The organism is Mycobacterium sp. NGS17, assembly GCF_059813205.1.
In genome coordinates, this window is sequence record NZ_JCALED010000005.1 from 28,139 (window position 1) to 43,013 (window position 14,875).

The window sequence follows — 14,875 nt, forward strand, 5'->3', positions numbered from 1 at the left end:
GTCGGCTCAACCCTCGTCGGGCCGCATCGACTCCCGGATCTGGGCGAGCCGCTCGGCCGCCGCGCGCTGGCGTTCGTCGTACTGTTCCTGCACCGACCGGCCCTCGGGTGATTCCGCGCCGAGTTCGGCGGCGCCCTGCGCGGTCGCGTAGCGGGACTCGATCTGGTCGCGCACCGACTCGAAGGTCGGCACACCGGCGTCGTCGTATTCCGGGACGGGCCCGGTGGAGCTGGAAGCGGATCCTTCGTCGGGCATGCCGCCACGCTATCGCGGCTGGCGCTCGAAGTACCGAACCATCTGTTGCCAATACACCAGCGTCAGCGCCATCTGTACCGCGACCGCGATCAGCGCCGGCCGCAGCCGATGCCGGCGCGCGGCGAACAGCGCTATCAGCGCGGCCGCCGACGCCGCCGCGCTGACCGCCATCGCCGCGTCGCGGGGCCGACGGCTGATCCACAGCTCTTCGCCCAGCATCGCGCGCGTCGACCATGCGCGTCGATGCGCGGGCTTGCCGAATACCAACGGATTTACCGTCAGCCACAACGCAATCCACACCGCATGCGCCCATCGCCGCGTCCAGATCGGGACCAGGATCAGCGGTGTGCTCGCCCATCGGCTCCATGCGCTGCACGGATGGCAGTGCCGAGCGAAGACGGCACGCCGAACGCGCGCGACGGACAGCGCAGGCACTATCGGGTGTTGGAGTGCTCGGCCGGGACGACCACCGGGGTGCCGACGGCGGGCGCGGACGCGGCGGGCAACGGCGTCCGCGGTATCCCCGGAGTGCCCAGCTCGCCGGCGAGCCAGGGCAGCGACGTCGCGAACACGCGGTCCGCGAACGGCCAGTCGTGCTTGCCGGGCTGGGGCACCACCGCGCAGTCGATTCCGTTGGAGCGGCCCAGCGCACAGAGTGAATAGGCCGCCGCGGTCTGATTGCCCGGATTGGCGGCCGCGTCGCGCCCGGCGACGCGGATCGCGCCGCTGTCGGCCAGCTGGAGGTCGCGCCGTGCGGCGGGCGGGCCGTCGGACGAGATCGCGAACCAGCCGGCCACGTCGCGGTAGGGCCCGTGCCGGTTGATCACCGTGCTCGGATCGAAAGCCGCCCAGGCGTCGGCGTTTCCGCCGAACAGCCTGGCGATGGTTTGGGCCTTGTTCCCGGCGTTGGGGAAGAAATCGCCGGCCACGTCGACGAACGCGCTGAACATATCGGGGTGCATGACGGTCAGGTCCACCGCGCAGGTCCCGCCCATCGACCAGCCGGCGACGCCCCAGTTGGCCCGCCTCGGGCTGACGCCGAAAGTCGAAATCATAAATGGCACAACATCTTTGGTCAGATGGTCGGCCGCGTTGCCGCGAACACCGTTGACGCATTCGGTGTCGTTGTTGAACGCGCCGCCCGAATCCACGAACACCAGCACCGGCGCCTTGCCGTCGTGCGCGGCCGCGAAGTCGTCAATCGTCTTGACCGCGTTGCCCGCTCGGGTCCAGTCCGCCGGCGTGTTGAACTGTCCGCCGATCATCATCACGGTCGGCAGCGGCGGAGGCGGCGTGGTGGCGAACCACTCGGGCGGCAGGTAGACCAGCTCGCCCCGGTGTTTGAAGTGCGATCCGTCGGAGGGGATCGCCACCGGCACCACGGTGCCGTGCGGCGGCCGGGTCCCCTTGGCGGCCATGGCGGTAACGGTGGCCTGATCGGTCTGATCGGGCAGCGGGCCCGACGTCAGCTGGCTCCACGCCGATTGCACGGTGGGGAAGTAGCCCACCCAGAGGTTGAGCATCAGAGACGTGCTGAGCAGGCACAGTGGCACGGCCAGCACCGCGGCGCCACGCCGCCAGCGGCGCGCGGTGCGCCAGCCCAGGACCAGCACCGCCGCCGCCATGCCCGTCAGCGCGATCCAGATCCACAGCGCCGCCGGGGCGGGGTCATCGGAAAGCCCGCGGTCGACGATGTACCAGTGCGTGAGGTAGGCCGCGACCACGCCGGCCAGCGCGGCCCCCGGCAGCCACACCGTGCGCCACCGGCGCGACCGCCAGCCGATCGCCGACGTCAGCACCAGCGCGGCGAGCACCTGGACCGTCGCGGGCACCCAGCCGTGCATCAGCGAGGTGTGGCTACTTGCCAGGAACTGCGCGGGCGCGCTGTCCATCGGGGCTGTCACGTGACTCATTGTGATCTATCGGTAACCTGCCCGGAACCTGTTTGCCGAATGTTCGCTTTGGGCTTTCTGGACGGATGCGGCCGCCGCTAATGCGGTTTGGCCAGCGGGAATGGCAACGTCTCGCGGATGCTGCGTCCCGTTATGAGCATGACGAGCCGATCGATGCCCATCCCGAGCCCGCCGGTGGGCGGCATCGCGTATTCCATCGCCTGCAGGAAGTCCTCGTCGAGCTCCATCGCCTCGGGATCGCCGCCGGCAGCTAACAGCGATTGCTCCTGCAGGCGGCGGCGCTGCTCGACGGGGTCGGTGAGCTCGCTGTAGGCGGTGGCCAGCTCGACGCCCCACGCCACCAGGTCCCACCGCTCGGCGACGCCCGGTTGGGTGCGGTGCGGCCGCGTCAACGGCGACACCGACGTCGGGAAGTCGATATAGAACGTCGGCTCCTCGGTCCGGTCCTCGACCAGGTGCTCGTACAGCTCCAACACCACCGCGCCGGCATCCCAGTGCGCCCGATAGGGGACGTGTGCGGCGTCGGAGAACTTGCGCAAGACCGACAGCGGAGTGGCCGGGTCGATGCGCTCGCCCAGCGCCTCGGACACGGCGTCATGGACGGTCTTGACCGCCCACACCCCGGAGATGTCGACCGGTTCCAGCCGCCCTTCGGCCCCGGCGCGCAGCACGGTCTGCTCGCCGTGCGCGGCCTGGGCGGCATTCTGGATGAGCTCGCGGCATCCGTCGATCCACACCTTGTAGTCGGCGTGCGCCTGGTAGGCCTCCAGCAGGGTGAATTCCGGGTTGTGGCTGAAGTCGACACCCTCGTTGCGAAAAGCCCGGCCCAGCTCGAAGACTCGCTCGACGCCGCCGACACACAGCCGCTTCAGGTAGAGCTCCGGCGCGATGCGCAGGAACAGGTCCAGGTCGTAGGTGTTGATGTGCGTGACGAAGGGCCGCGCGGTGGCCCCGCCGTGGATCTGCTGCAGGATCGGGGTCTCGACCTCGATGAAGTCCCTGGCGAACAGCGTCTGCCTGACCGAGCGCAACACCTCGCTGCGCGCCTTGATCAACTCACGCGACTCGGGATTGACGGCCAGGTCGACGTAGCGCGTCCGCACCCGCGCCTCCGGGTCGGTCAGCCCCTTCCACTTGTTCGGCAACGGCCGCAGGCACTTACCGATCATTCGCCAGTCGGCGACGATCAGCGAGCGGCTGCCCTTCTTGGAAAAGCCCATGTGGCCGGACACCTCGACCAGGTCGCCCAGGTCGATGGCCGCGGTGAAGTCGGCGGTCCGGCCCCGCTGCAGCTGCGAATTGTCCAGCAGCACTTGCATTTCCCCCGACCAGTCGCGCAGGTGGGCGAACAGCACCCCGCCGTAGTCACGGATCCGCAAGATCCGGCCCGAGACGGTGATGTCGGCGTCATCGTCTGCGTCGAGCGCCCTGGCGACGGTGTGGCTGGGCGGAGCTCCGACCGGATACGCGTCGACCCCCTCGCGCTGCAAGATCTTCAGCTTGGCCAGCCGCACTCGAACCTGTTCGGGCAGGCGGGACCTGAACTCCTCCTCGTCGGCGGACTCGCGGCGCTCCCGCAGCCCGCTGACGTCCGGGGCGCTGCCGTCGTGATGGAGCAGCCCGGATTCCGCCAAGCGCGGCGGGACGGCGGGGTAGTGGCCGGTGTGCGTCTTGCGCCGGCCGAACGGCAACACCAGGAAGCCCTCCGCGAGGGCCGAAGCGACGCCGACCCGGGGAATCAGGCGGGCGTCCTCGTAACAGGCGTAGCGCGGCACCCACTCCGGTTGGTATTTCATGTTCGAGCGGTAGAGGGTCTCCAGCTGCCACCACCGCGAGAAGAAGAGCAGCAGCCCCCGCCACAGCCGGGCGACGGGACCGGCGCCGAGCTGAGCGCCCTGTTCGAACGCCGAGCGGAACATCGCGAAGTTCAGTGAAATGCGGGTGATGCCAAGGGCTTCGGCGCCCAATGCCAGGTCGCTGACCATCAGCTCGATGGTGCCGTTGGGGGATTGCGGCGAACGGCGCATCAAGTCCAGGGAAACGCCGGTGGTGCCCCAGGGAACCAGCGACAGCATCGCCACGACGTTGCCGTCGCGGTCCAGCGCTTCGACCAGCAGGCAATCCCCGTCGGCGGGATCACCGAGCCGGCCCAGGGCCATGGAAAAGCCACGCTCGGTCTGGGTGTCCCGCCAGGCGTCGGCGCGGGAGATGGTGTCGGCCATCGCGTCAGCGGTGATGTCGCGGTGCCGCCGGATCCGCACGGTCAGCCCCGCCCGGCGGGCCCGGGTTACGGCCTGACGCACCCCGCGCATGTCGGGCCCGGACAGTTTGAAATCGGAAGTCCGCAGGATGGCTTCGTCGCCCAGCTCGAGCGCGTTCAGACCGCCTTCGCGATACGCCCGCGCCCCCTGGGTGCTGGCGCCCATCACACCGGGCGCCCAGCCGTAGGTCTGGCACAGACCCAGCCAGGCGTCGACGGCCTGCGGCCACGCCCTCGGATCACCGATCGGGTCGCCGCTGGCCAGGCAGACGCCGATCTCGACCCGGTAGGTGATCGCGGCGCGCCCGCTCTGGGCGAAGACCACCGACTTGTCGCGGCGGGTGGCGAAGTAGCCCAGCGAGTCGTTCTTGCCGTACAGCTCGAGCAGCCCGCGGATCGCCGATTCGTCCTCACCGGTCAACGCGTTCTCCGCGCGCTGGGATTGGAACAGCACGATCGTCGCCACGATCAGCGCCAGCGCACCGAACAACCCGAAGATCGCGTTGAGGAACACGTGCGGCCGGCCGGTGAACAGATCCGGATCCGCCAGCGCGAAACCGACCACCCGGTTGGCCACGTAGGGCAGGCGGTCCTGGCGGGCGAGGGTGCCCGGAAACAACTCGACCAGACCCCAGGACACCAGAATCCCCACCACGTCGCCGGCGACCAGTACCGCGGCGGCCTTGACCAGGGCGCCCTTGCGGACCTTGGCCCAGAACTCCCGGTAGGCCAACACCAGCAGGACGATCGCCACGATATGCAGGGCGAACCCGAGGTTCTCGCCGAAGATCTGGGCGGCGGTGTTGTCGCCCGCGGCGATGTCGGCGGCGTTGAGCGCCGCGGCCAGAATCATGTTGGCCAGCAACAGCACCCAGGCGATGCGCTTACGCGCGGTCAGGGCCGCGGCCAGCAGGGCCAGGATGAACGACCACGCGATGCTGGTGTCCGGGAAGTTGAAGAGATAGTCGTTGATGAACTCGCGCGGCACTTTGATCAAGTACCTGATCAGCGGGGACACGCTCCCGAGCAGCGAGACCGTGGCGATGACGCCCACGGTCCACCCCGCCGCCGCCGGCACCCAGCGGTACCGCGAGTTCGACCGACCGCCGGGTCCCACACGCGGCCCCGAACGAGGAGATGCGAGAGTCACAGACCGCGAGGATATGCGCTCAATCCGGGAAAAGCTTGTGTAACCGTTAAGTGTGGCGGGCACTAGTTGGACACGTTTTTCGGACCCTACCCCGGCCGGTTCGGGCCCGTGCGCCCGGCCGAAGTGCTAAGCGGCACCTCAAGGCTGCTAAACTAGCGCCTGCGACCATCCCGGCGAATGCCAGGAACAGTTAAGTGGAGTCCCACTCCCACCGCGAGCCGACGAAATCCCTGTGCGGATCTTCGAAGGTTTGGCGGTCCGGTCACAGGCATCGCGGATGCCTGTTCCGCGGGCAACGCGGGCGGCTCGAGTAGTTCCAGCCGCGATCGGTCGGCATTGGGCCCTGCTGATGCAGGGCTTTTTTGCTAGTGGTGTGGTGTCTCCGCCGCTGATTCCCGGACCGACCCAGGCAGTCGTCACCGCAGGACATAGAGAAGCCCAACAAGGGAGGCCCCATCAGCACTGAGACCCGCGTCAACGAGCGCATTCGCGTACCTGAAGTCCGGTTGATCGGCCCAGGGGGAGAGCAGGTAGGCATCGTGCGCATCGAAGACGCACTGCGCGTCGCTGCGGACGCCGATCTCGACCTCGTCGAAGTTGCCCCTAATGCCAGACCCCCGGTCTGCAAGATCATGGACTACGGCAAGTTCAAATACGAAGCGGCGCAAAAGGCGCGCGAATCCCGCCGTAACCAGCAGCAGACCGTCGTCAAAGAACAAAAGCTGCGACCGAAGATCGACGATCACGATTACGAGACCAAAAAGGGTCACGTCATCCGCTTCCTGGAAGCGGGATCGAAGGTGAAGGTCACCATCATGTTCCGCGGACGTGAGCAGTCGCGGCCCGAGCTGGGCTATCGATTGCTGCAGCGCCTGGGTGCGGACGTGGCCGAATACGGCTTCGTCGAAACGTCCGCCAAGCAGGACGGCCGCAACATGACGATGGTGCTGGCACCGCATCGCGGCGCGAAGACTCGCGCCAAGGCGCGGCATCCGGAGGGACCCGGGGCCGGCCCGGTCCCGGACGATGCGGCCGCCGAAGCCGAACCTTCGTCGAACTGACCCACGCGAGACTCCGTAAGAGCTCAAGTACTCCACAGAACAGAGGAAACATGCCCAAAGCCAAGACCCACAGCGGGGCGTCAAAGCGGTTCCGGCGCACCGGTACCGGCAAGATCGTGCGCCAGCAGGCCAACCGTCGGCATCTGCTCGAGCACAAGCCGACCAAGCGGACCCGCCGCCTCGACGGCCGGACGACGGTGTCGGCCAACGACACCAAGCGTGTTAACAGCCTGCTGAACGGCTGACCACCACGCCGGCCAGACCCGTAGTTGCGAGCTGGCACGGCGACCCGACCAACTAATTTGTGAACGAGAGTAGGAACATCCAATGGCACGCGTGAAGCGGGCGGTCAACGCCCACAAGAAGAGGCGCAGCATCCTCAAGGCCTCGAAGGGCTATCGCGGCCAGCGATCCCGGCTCTACCGCAAGGCCAAAGAGCAGCAACTTCATTCACTGAACTACGCCTACCGCGACCGTCGCGCGCGCAAGGGCGAGTTCCGTAAACTGTGGATCTCGCGGATCAACGCGGCGGCACGCGCCAATGACATCACCTACAACCGGCTGATCCAGGGCCTCAAGGCCGCCGGTGTGGAAGTGGACCGAAAGAACCTGTCCGACATCGCGATCGCCGACCCGGCCGCGTTCACGGCGCTGGTCGACATCGCGCGGGCGGCACTGCCCGAGGATGTCAACGCTCCCTCGGATTCGGGAGAAGCGGCCTAACTGCGCGCGGACCGGCCAGGTGCTGACCGAACGTTCGGCCAGGGTCGCCGCGGCGGTCAAGCTGCACCGCCACGTCGCCCGCCGGCGGGCGGGCCGGTTCCTCGCCGAGGGCCCCAACCTCGTGGCGGCCGCCGTCCGCCGCGGGCTGGTTCGCGACGTCTTCGTCACCGAGGCCGCCCAGCAGCGTCATGCGTCGCTGCTGGCGACCTTGGGTTCCGCGCGGTGCCCGGTGCACCCGGTCACCGAGCGCGCGGCGAAAGCGTTGTCCGACACCGTCACCCCGGCCGGGCTGGTCGCCGTGTGCGAAACGCCGGCCACCCGCCTTCAGGACGCGCTGGCCGGCTCGCCTCGGCTGGTCGCGGTCGCGGTCGAGATCAGCGAGCCGGGCAACGCGGGCACCCTCATTCGCCTCGCGGACGCGATGGGTGCGTCCGGCGTCATCTTCGGCGGCCACAGCGTCGACCCGTACAACGGCAAGTGCCTGCGCGCGTCGGCGGGCAGCATCTTCTCGCTCCCGGTCGCGGTCGCGCCCGACACGGCTGCCGCCCTCGACGCGGTGCGTGCGGCGGGCCTGCAGCTGCTCGCCACCACCGTGGACGGTGAGACACGGCTCGACGAGGCCGCCGAACTTCTCGGCGCGCCGACGGCGTGGCTGTTCGGCCCCGAATCACACGGTCTGCCAACCGAAATCGCGGCGGTGGCCGACCACCGGATGCGCATCCCCATGGCCGGCGGCGCGGAGAGTCTGAACGTGGCGTCGGCCGCGGCCATCTGTCTGTATCAGAGCGCGCGGGCGCTGGGCCTGCCTACGCGGCCTTAGCCGGCCGTTTGGGCCTGCCCCGCCCGGCGCGCAGGCCGGCGAGCGACAGGGTCGTGTGCACCAGGGAACCCGCGCGTTCCATCAGCGCCCGGGCGGGTTCGAGTGGCGACCTGGGCGGCGGCGGGAAGTAATGCATCGGCAGGCCGCGCCGGTCGCGCGGCGGCGCCATGAACGGCGGCGCCTCGACCAGCGGGGCGTCGCTGGGCAGCCGTCCCTCGGCGCGCCGGTAGGCCGCCAGCGCGCGCGGGTGCAGCCGGATCTCGTCGGGAACCGCCAGGAACGCCAACTCGACGGCCTTGCCGAACAGCCGCAGCAACACCTCGTCGCCCGGGGTCCAGCGCATGCCGGCCTTCTCGCGCACCGCCGGTTCGAAGAGCCCGGCCGCGATCCAGCGCTGGCCGGCGACCAGCGGCTTGAAGAGCTGGTCCCAGATCGGGGTGGGGACCAGGACGAACTTCGGCTTCGGGATGCGTATCTCGAAGATGTCCAGTGTCGCCCGGTTGATCTCCAGCTCCTCGCGGCAGACCCGCTCCCAGTACTCCTGGAATTCCTCCCACGATCCGGGCACCGGCCGCATGCTCATCCCGTACATCCGGTACCACTGCACGTGCTCGGCGAACAGCTGCCGCTTCTCGGCCTCGGTCAGGCCGCCGCAGAAGTATTCGGCCACCTTGACGATCAGCATGAAGAACGTGGCGTGCGCCCAGTAGAAGGTCTCCGGGTTGAGCGCGTGATAGCGCCGCCCTGCGGCGTCGGTCCCCTTGATGGTGTGGTGGTAGCTGGTGATCTGGCGTCCCGTCTGCGATGCCCGGTCGCCGTCGTAGACCACGCCCATGATCGGGTAGACCGACCGCGCCACCCGCTGCAGCGGCTCCCGCAGCAGGATCGAATGCTCCTCGACCGCCGCGCCGAGTTCGGGATACATGTTCTGGATCGCCCCGATCCAGACGCCCATCATTCCGGTGCGCAGATCGCCAAAGTACTTCCAGGTCAGGGAATCTGGGCCGAGCGGATCGACGGCTTCCGACCCGGAAGCGTGCACAGTGCCAGTCATCGCGGCCTCCTGCTCCAGTTGCGCTCACGATAACTTTGACAACGAACGTTGTCTATGATTTCCGGGATGTGTTCGCTCGGGTGTTATCGAGCTTCCACATCGGTGTGGCGCCATCGTGATCAGGCGCTTTGATGCGAGATGTGACACATCCGCCGGACCCGGCCGGGACCGTCGTTGCCTGCCTTCGACGAAACCAAATAACCTGGCCTGGTGGAACTCGCGCGTCGCGATCTGGACCCGGGTGAGCCCGACGAGACCCAAGCGCAATCCGCTCCGCAACGCTCTCCGGTACACAGCGCGACCCAATGGCTGCACAGCCGCAACCGCAGCCCCGGGGCGGTCGCGTTCGTCCGGCGTGCGCGCCGGCTGCTGCCCGGCGACCCCGACTTCGGCGATCCGCTGTCCACGGCGGGCGAGGGCGGTCCGCGCGCCGCGGCGCGTGCGGCCGATCGGCTACTGGGAGACGGCGACGCCGTGTCCCGCGAGGTCAGCCTCGGTGTGCTGCAGCTCTGGCAGGCGTTGACAGAGGGAGTGTCGCGCCGGCCGGCCAATCCGGAGGTGACGCTGGTCTTCACCGACCTGGTCGGCTTCTCCACCTGGTCCCTGGAGGTCGGCGATGACGCGGCGCTGGCGCTGCTTCGGCAGGTGGCGCGGGCCCTCGAGCCACCGCTGCTCGACGCGGGCGGACACATCGTCAAGCGAATGGGCGACGGCCTCATGGCGGTCTTCGGCGATCCGACCGTCGCCGTGCGGGCCGTGCTGACCGCCAAGAAGGCGCTGAAATCGGTCGAGGTGGCCGGTCACACGCCGCGGATGCGGGTCGGCATCCACACCGGGCGACCGCAGCGATTGGCCGCGGACTGGCTTGGTGTCGATGTGAACATCGCCGCACGAGTTATGGAAAGAGCCACCAAGGGTGGAATCATGGTGTCGAGTTCAACGTTGGATCTCATACCGCAAAGCGAGTTGGACGCGTTGGGCGTCGAGGCCAAACGCACGAGGAAGCCGGTCTTCGCGCCGAAGCCCGCCGGCATTCCCGACGATTTGGCGATCTATCGCCTCAAGACTCTTAAGGAGTTGTCAGGCTCTGATGACACAGAAGAAGCGACACCGCAGCCATAATGGACGCCAATGTTAGGGGGCATCTTCTCCCGGCTCGCCCGGGTGCGATTCACGCTCGGGTACGCGGCGCTGCTGCTTGCCATCAGCTGCGCCATCCTGGCCCTGGGCCCGCAGGCACATGACGTCATCGTTGCGCGCGCCAGCACCAACGTGCACAACCTCGCCCACGGCCACCTCGGCACGCTGCTGGGCAGTGCGCTGGTGGTCGACGCCGGCCCGCTCTACTTCTGGCTGCCCTTCCTGACCTGCCTGCTGGCGCTCGCCGAGCTGCACCTGCGCACCATTCGGCTGGTGGTGGCCTTCGTCGTCGGCCACATCGGTGCGACGCTCCTGGTGGCGGCCGCGCTGGCCGCGTCGGTCGAATTCGGGTGGTTGCCCTTGTCGATCACCCGGGCCAGCGACGTCGGAATGAGCTACGGCGCCCTGGCCGTGCTCGGCGCGATGACGGCCGTGATTCCCTCCCGCTGGCGGGCCGCCTGGGTCGGCTGGTGGGTATCGGCGGGCATCGTTTCGGCGATCGTGGGCGGTGATTTCACCGACGCCGGGCACACCGTCGCCGTGATCCTCGGCGTGCTGGTCTCCGCCCGGTTCCGGCAGCCGATCCACTGGACGCCGGCGCGGTACCTGATGTTGGCGGCGTCCTCGGGCTTCGGCTTCCTGATGCTGGCCCACCACTGGGGGACCCTTGCGGCGACCCCGGTGTTCGGACTCGTCGGCGCCTTCGTGGCCTACCAGGTGGCGAAGTTGGCCGGCGGCCGCCGCCTGACGGCCGTGCCGTTCGACGTCGACGACGCGCTGGGCGGTCCGCAGCCGGCCGTCGCCGGTTAAGCCAGCTCCCGGCCGCCCGCTGCGCCCGGCTTAGCTGCCAGCGCCCGCCAGGCGCCACGCGCCGAATCACTATGATCAGCACTTGCTGCGGGCAATGTGCAGCCAACCTTGAAGCAAGGAGAGTGTCGCCGCGTGGCCGATCGACCCGTCGACCTGTCGCCGGAAGCCCTGGCCCAAGCGGTCAGCGCGGCCCGGGAGGCATTCACGCGTGCCGGCGATCTCGACAGTTTGGCGCGGGTCAAAACCGAGCACCTCGGTGACCGCTCACCGCTGGCGCTGGCGCGCCAGGCCCTGGGCGGCGTCCCCAAAGACGAGCGCGCCGACGCGGGCAAGCGGGTCAACGCCGCCCGAACCGAAGCCCAACACGGTTACGACGAGCGACTCGCGGTTTTGCGCGCCGAACGCGACGCCGCGGTGCTGATCGCCGAAGGCATCGACGTCACGCTGCCCTCGACGCGGCAGCCGGCCGGCGCCCGGCACCCGATCACGATCCTGGCCGAGCACATCGCCGACACCTTCATCGCCATGGGCTGGGAACTCGCGGAGGGCCCGGAGGTCGAGACCGAGCAGTTCAACTTCGACGCGCTCAACTTCCCGGCCGACCACCCCGCCCGCAGCGAACAGGACACCTTCTACGTCGCGCCCGACGGTTCCCGCCAACTGCTGCGTACCCACACCTCGCCCGTGCAGGTGCGCACCCTGCTCGCCCGCGAGCTACCCGTCTACATCGTGTCGATCGGCCGGACGTTTCGCACCGACGAACTCGACGCCACCCACACGCCGGTCTTCCACCAGGTCGAGGGCTTGGCGGTGGACCGCGGCCTGACCATGGCGCACCTGCGGGGAACGCTGGACGCGTTCGCACGCGCCGAGTTCGGTCCCGAGGCGCGCACCCGGATCCGGCCGCACTTCTTCCCGTTCACCGAACCGTCCGCCGAGGTCGACGTCTGGTTCGTCGGCAAGAAGGGCGGCCCCGGCTGGGTGGAGTGGGGCGGCTGCGGGATGGTGCATCCGACCGTCTTGCGCGCCGCCGGGATTGACCCGGATGCGTACTCCGGCTTCGCATTCGGCATGGGGCTGGAAAGGACGTTGCAGTTCCGCAACGGCATTCCGGACATGCGCGACATGGTCGAGGGCGACGTCCGCTTCTCGCTGCCGTTCGGGGTGGGTGCCTGATGCGCGTTCCGTACAGCTGGCTACGTGAGATCGTGGCGGCTGGGGCGCCGGAGTGGGACGTCACCCCAGACGAGCTCGAACAGACATTGGTGCGCATCGGCCACGAGGTCGAAGAGGTGATCACCCTCGGGCCGGTCGAGGGCCCGCTGACCGTGGGCCGGGTGACCGCCATCGAAGAACTCACCGGTTTCAAGAAGCCGATCCGGTTCTGCCACGTCGACGTCGGCGCGGGCAGCGTCCGCGAAATCGTCTGTGGTGCAACCAACTTCGTGGTGGGCGACCTCATCGTCGCGGCGCTGCCGGGCACCACATTGCCCGGTGACTTCACCATCGCCGCCCGCAAGACCTACGGCCGCAACTCCGACGGGATGATCTGCTCGGCAGCAGAACTCGGCATGGGCGCCGACCACTCGGGGATCCTGGTGCTGCCCCCGGGCACCGCCGATCCGGGAGCCGGCGGCGCGGCGGTGCTTGGACTCGACGACGTGATCTTCCACCTGGCGATCACGCCCGATCGCGGCTACTGCATGTCGCTGCGCGGCCTGGCCCGCGAGATCGCCTGCGCCTACGACCTCGACTACGTCGATCCCGCCGGCAGCCAGGTGGTCAAGCCGCTGCCGGTCGACGGGGAGGCGTGGCCGCTGACCGTGCAGCCCGGCACCGGGGTGCGGCGTTTCGCGCTGCGCCCGGTCATTGGCATCGACCCCGCGGCCGTGTCGCCGTGGTGGCTGCAGCGCCGGCTGCTGCTGTCCGGCATCCGCGCGACCTCCCCGGCGGTCGACGTGACCAATTACGTGATGCTCGAGCTCGGCCACCCCATGCACGCCCACGACCGCAAGCGGATCACCGGGAGCTTCGGCGTGCGGTTCGCCCGGCCCGGCGAGACCGTGGTGACCCTCGACGACATCGAGCGCAAACTCGAGCCGGCTGACGTCCTCATCGTTGACGACACGGCGACCGCCGCGATCGGCGGCGTGATGGGCGCGGCGAGCACCGAGGTGCGCGCCGACTCGACCGACGTGCTGCTCGAGGCCGCGGTCTGGGATCCCGCCGCCGTCTCGCGCACCCAGCGCAGGCTGCACCTGCCCAGCGAAGCCGCGCGTCGCTACGAGCGCGGCGTGGACCCGGCCATCTCGGTGGCCGCGCTCGACCGGTGCGCCACGCTGCTCGCCGACATCGCCGGCGGGGAGGTCGGCGACGGCCTGACCGATTGGCGCGGTGACCCGCCGCGCGACGACTGGTCGCTCCCGCCCCTCGAGATCGCCGTCGACCTGCCGGATCGCGTCGCCGGCGTGGGCTATGCGCCGGGTACGACCGCCAAGCGGCTCACCCAGATCGGCGCCGGCGTGGCGGAGCGCGACGGCATTCTGATGGTGACCCCACCGAGCTGGCGGCCCGATCTCGCGCAGCCGGCCGACCTCGTCGAGGAGGTGCTGCGGCTCGAGGGGCTGGAAGTCATTTCGTCGGTGCTACCGTCGGCGCCGGCCGGCCGTGGCCTGTCCGCGGTGCAAAAGCGCCGCCGCGCCATCGGCAGGTCTTTGGCACAGTCCGGGTACGTCGAGATCCTGCCGACCCCGTTTCTGCCCGCCGGTGTCTTCGACCTGTGGGGCCTGGCGGCCGACGACCCACGGCGGACCACCACCGACGTGCTCAACCCGCTCGAGGCCGACCGCCCGCAGCTGGCCACCACGCTGTTGCCCGCGTTGCTGGAAGCCTTGGTGCGCAACGTCTCTCGCGGCCTGGTCGACATCTCGCTGTATGCCGTGGCGCAGGTGGTCCAGCCGACGGCGGAAACCCGCGCCGTGGAGCTCATTCCCGTGGATCGCCGGCCCACCGACGGCGAAATCGCCGCGCTCGACGCGTCGTTGCCGCGGCAACCGCAGCACGTCGCGGCGGTCCTGGCCGGCCTGCGCGAGCGCCGCGGACCCTGGGGTTCCGGCCGCCGCGCCGAGGCCGCCGACGCGTTCGAGGCGGTGCGCATCATCGCCCGCGCCAGCGGGATCGACGTACGTTTGCGCGCGGCGCAGTACCTGCCGTGGCATCCGGGGCGGTGCGCCGAAGTGCTCGTCGGGGATACCCCGGTCGGTCATGCGGGCCAGCTGCATCCCGCGGTGACCGAGCGCTCCGGGCTGCCCAGGGGCACCTGCGCCCTCGAGCTGAACCTGGACGCGATGCCCATCCCGCTGACCCTGCCCGCGCCCCGGGTGTCGCCGTTCCCGGCGGTGTTCCAGGACCTCAGCCTGGTGGTGCCCGCACACGTACCGGCCCAGGCGGTGGCCGACGCGGTACGCGAGGGCGCGGGGGAGTTGCTCGAAGACCTTCAATTGTTCGACGTGTTCACCGGCCCGCAGATCGGCGAGGACCGCAAGTCGCTGACGTTCGCGCTGCGGTTCCGCGCGCCCGATCGCACGCTGACCGAGGACGACGCCACCGCGGCCCGCGATGCGGCGGTCCGCCGCGCGGCCGAGGCGGTCGGCGCGGAGCTGCGCGCCTAGTGGAATGGATTTGCAAAC

At 69.4% G+C, this 14,875-nt stretch carries 13 protein-coding genes; 8 read left to right on the plus strand and 5 right to left on the minus strand.

Annotated features, from left to right (window positions below; translation table 11 throughout):
* Positions 1 to 6: 6 nt before the first annotated feature.
* From AC5Y7E_RS12640 to lysX, 4 genes are all read right to left on the minus strand, one after another.
* Positions 7 to 255 (minus strand): hypothetical protein, encoded by a 249-nt coding sequence (locus AC5Y7E_RS12640; protein ID WP_499949217.1) that lies wholly within the window; start codon positions 253 to 255, stop codon positions 7 to 9.
* A 9-nt stretch (positions 256 to 264) separates the two neighbouring features.
* The gene (locus tag AC5Y7E_RS12645; RefSeq protein ID WP_499949219.1) at positions 265 to 690 is read right to left on the minus strand and encodes a DUF6653 family protein; all 426 of its coding nucleotides are present in this window, start codon (positions 688 to 690) and stop codon (positions 265 to 267) included.
* A complete protein-coding gene (locus AC5Y7E_RS12650; RefSeq protein ID WP_499949220.1) occupies positions 690 to 2,168 on the minus strand; it encodes an alpha/beta hydrolase in 1,479 nt (492 codons plus the stop codon). The genes AC5Y7E_RS12645 and AC5Y7E_RS12650 overlap by 1 nt, the downstream gene beginning before the upstream one ends.
* Before the next feature lie 77 nt (positions 2,169 to 2,245).
* The gene (gene lysX, locus AC5Y7E_RS12655; RefSeq protein ID WP_499949221.1) at positions 2,246 to 5,578 is read right to left on the minus strand and encodes a bifunctional lysylphosphatidylglycerol synthetase/lysine--tRNA ligase LysX; all 3,333 of its coding nucleotides are present in this window, start codon (positions 5,576 to 5,578) and stop codon (positions 2,246 to 2,248) included.
* Between the two features lie 455 nt (positions 5,579 to 6,033).
* Here lysX and infC point away from each other — a divergent pair, with 455 nt between their 5' ends.
* The 4 genes from infC to AC5Y7E_RS12675 all read left to right on the plus strand — a co-directional run bounded on the left by infC (position 6,034) and on the right by AC5Y7E_RS12675 (position 8,182).
* The gene (infC, locus tag AC5Y7E_RS12660) at positions 6,034 to 6,639 is read left to right on the plus strand and encodes a translation initiation factor IF-3 (protein ID WP_499921844.1); all 606 of its coding nucleotides are present in this window, start codon (positions 6,034 to 6,036) and stop codon (positions 6,637 to 6,639) included.
* A gap of 50 nt (positions 6,640 to 6,689) precedes the next feature.
* Positions 6,690 to 6,884: a 50S ribosomal protein L35 gene (rpmI, locus tag AC5Y7E_RS12665; protein WP_066882282.1), complete on the plus strand. Its 195-nt coding sequence runs from the start codon at positions 6,690 to 6,692 to the stop codon at positions 6,882 to 6,884.
* 82 nt (positions 6,885 to 6,966) lie between these two features.
* The gene (gene rplT, locus AC5Y7E_RS12670) at positions 6,967 to 7,362 is read left to right on the plus strand and encodes a 50S ribosomal protein L20 (protein ID WP_007776071.1); all 396 of its coding nucleotides are present in this window, start codon (positions 6,967 to 6,969) and stop codon (positions 7,360 to 7,362) included.
* A 19-nt stretch (positions 7,363 to 7,381) separates the two neighbouring features.
* Entirely contained in the window at positions 7,382 to 8,182 is an 801-nt protein-coding gene (locus tag AC5Y7E_RS12675) for a TrmH family RNA methyltransferase (protein WP_499949223.1), read from the plus strand.
* On the opposite strand, the gene AC5Y7E_RS12680 is transcribed toward AC5Y7E_RS12675, so the two are convergent.
* Positions 8,169 to 9,236 (minus strand): oxygenase MpaB family protein, encoded by a 1,068-nt coding sequence (locus tag AC5Y7E_RS12680; protein WP_499921803.1) that lies wholly within the window; start codon positions 9,234 to 9,236, stop codon positions 8,169 to 8,171. The two genes, AC5Y7E_RS12675 and AC5Y7E_RS12680, sit on opposite strands and share 14 nt — an antisense overlap.
* Before the next feature lie 210 nt (positions 9,237 to 9,446).
* Between AC5Y7E_RS12680 and AC5Y7E_RS12685 the strand changes: the two genes are divergently transcribed.
* The 4 genes from AC5Y7E_RS12685 (at position 9,447) to pheT (ending at position 14,857) form a co-directional block, all read left to right on the plus strand.
* Positions 9,447 to 10,358, plus strand: coding sequence for an adenylate/guanylate cyclase domain-containing protein (locus tag AC5Y7E_RS12685; RefSeq protein WP_499921801.1), 912 nt, complete (start codon positions 9,447 to 9,449; stop codon positions 10,356 to 10,358).
* A gap of 9 nt (positions 10,359 to 10,367) precedes the next feature.
* Complete coding sequence (locus AC5Y7E_RS12690) at positions 10,368 to 11,186, plus strand: rhomboid-like protein (RefSeq protein WP_499949224.1); 819 nt, start codon at positions 10,368 to 10,370, stop codon at positions 11,184 to 11,186.
* 132 nt (positions 11,187 to 11,318) lie between these two features.
* Positions 11,319 to 12,362 carry a phenylalanine--tRNA ligase subunit alpha gene (pheS, locus tag AC5Y7E_RS12695; protein ID WP_499949226.1) on the plus strand — a complete coding sequence of 348 codons (1,044 nt, stop codon included), beginning with the start codon at positions 11,319 to 11,321 and terminating at the stop codon, positions 12,360 to 12,362.
* A complete protein-coding gene (gene pheT, locus AC5Y7E_RS12700; RefSeq protein WP_499949227.1) occupies positions 12,362 to 14,857 on the plus strand; it encodes a phenylalanine--tRNA ligase subunit beta in 2,496 nt (831 codons plus the stop codon). Before pheS ends, pheT begins: the two co-directional genes overlap by 1 nt.
* The last annotated feature ends 18 nt before the right edge of the window (positions 14,858 to 14,875 follow it).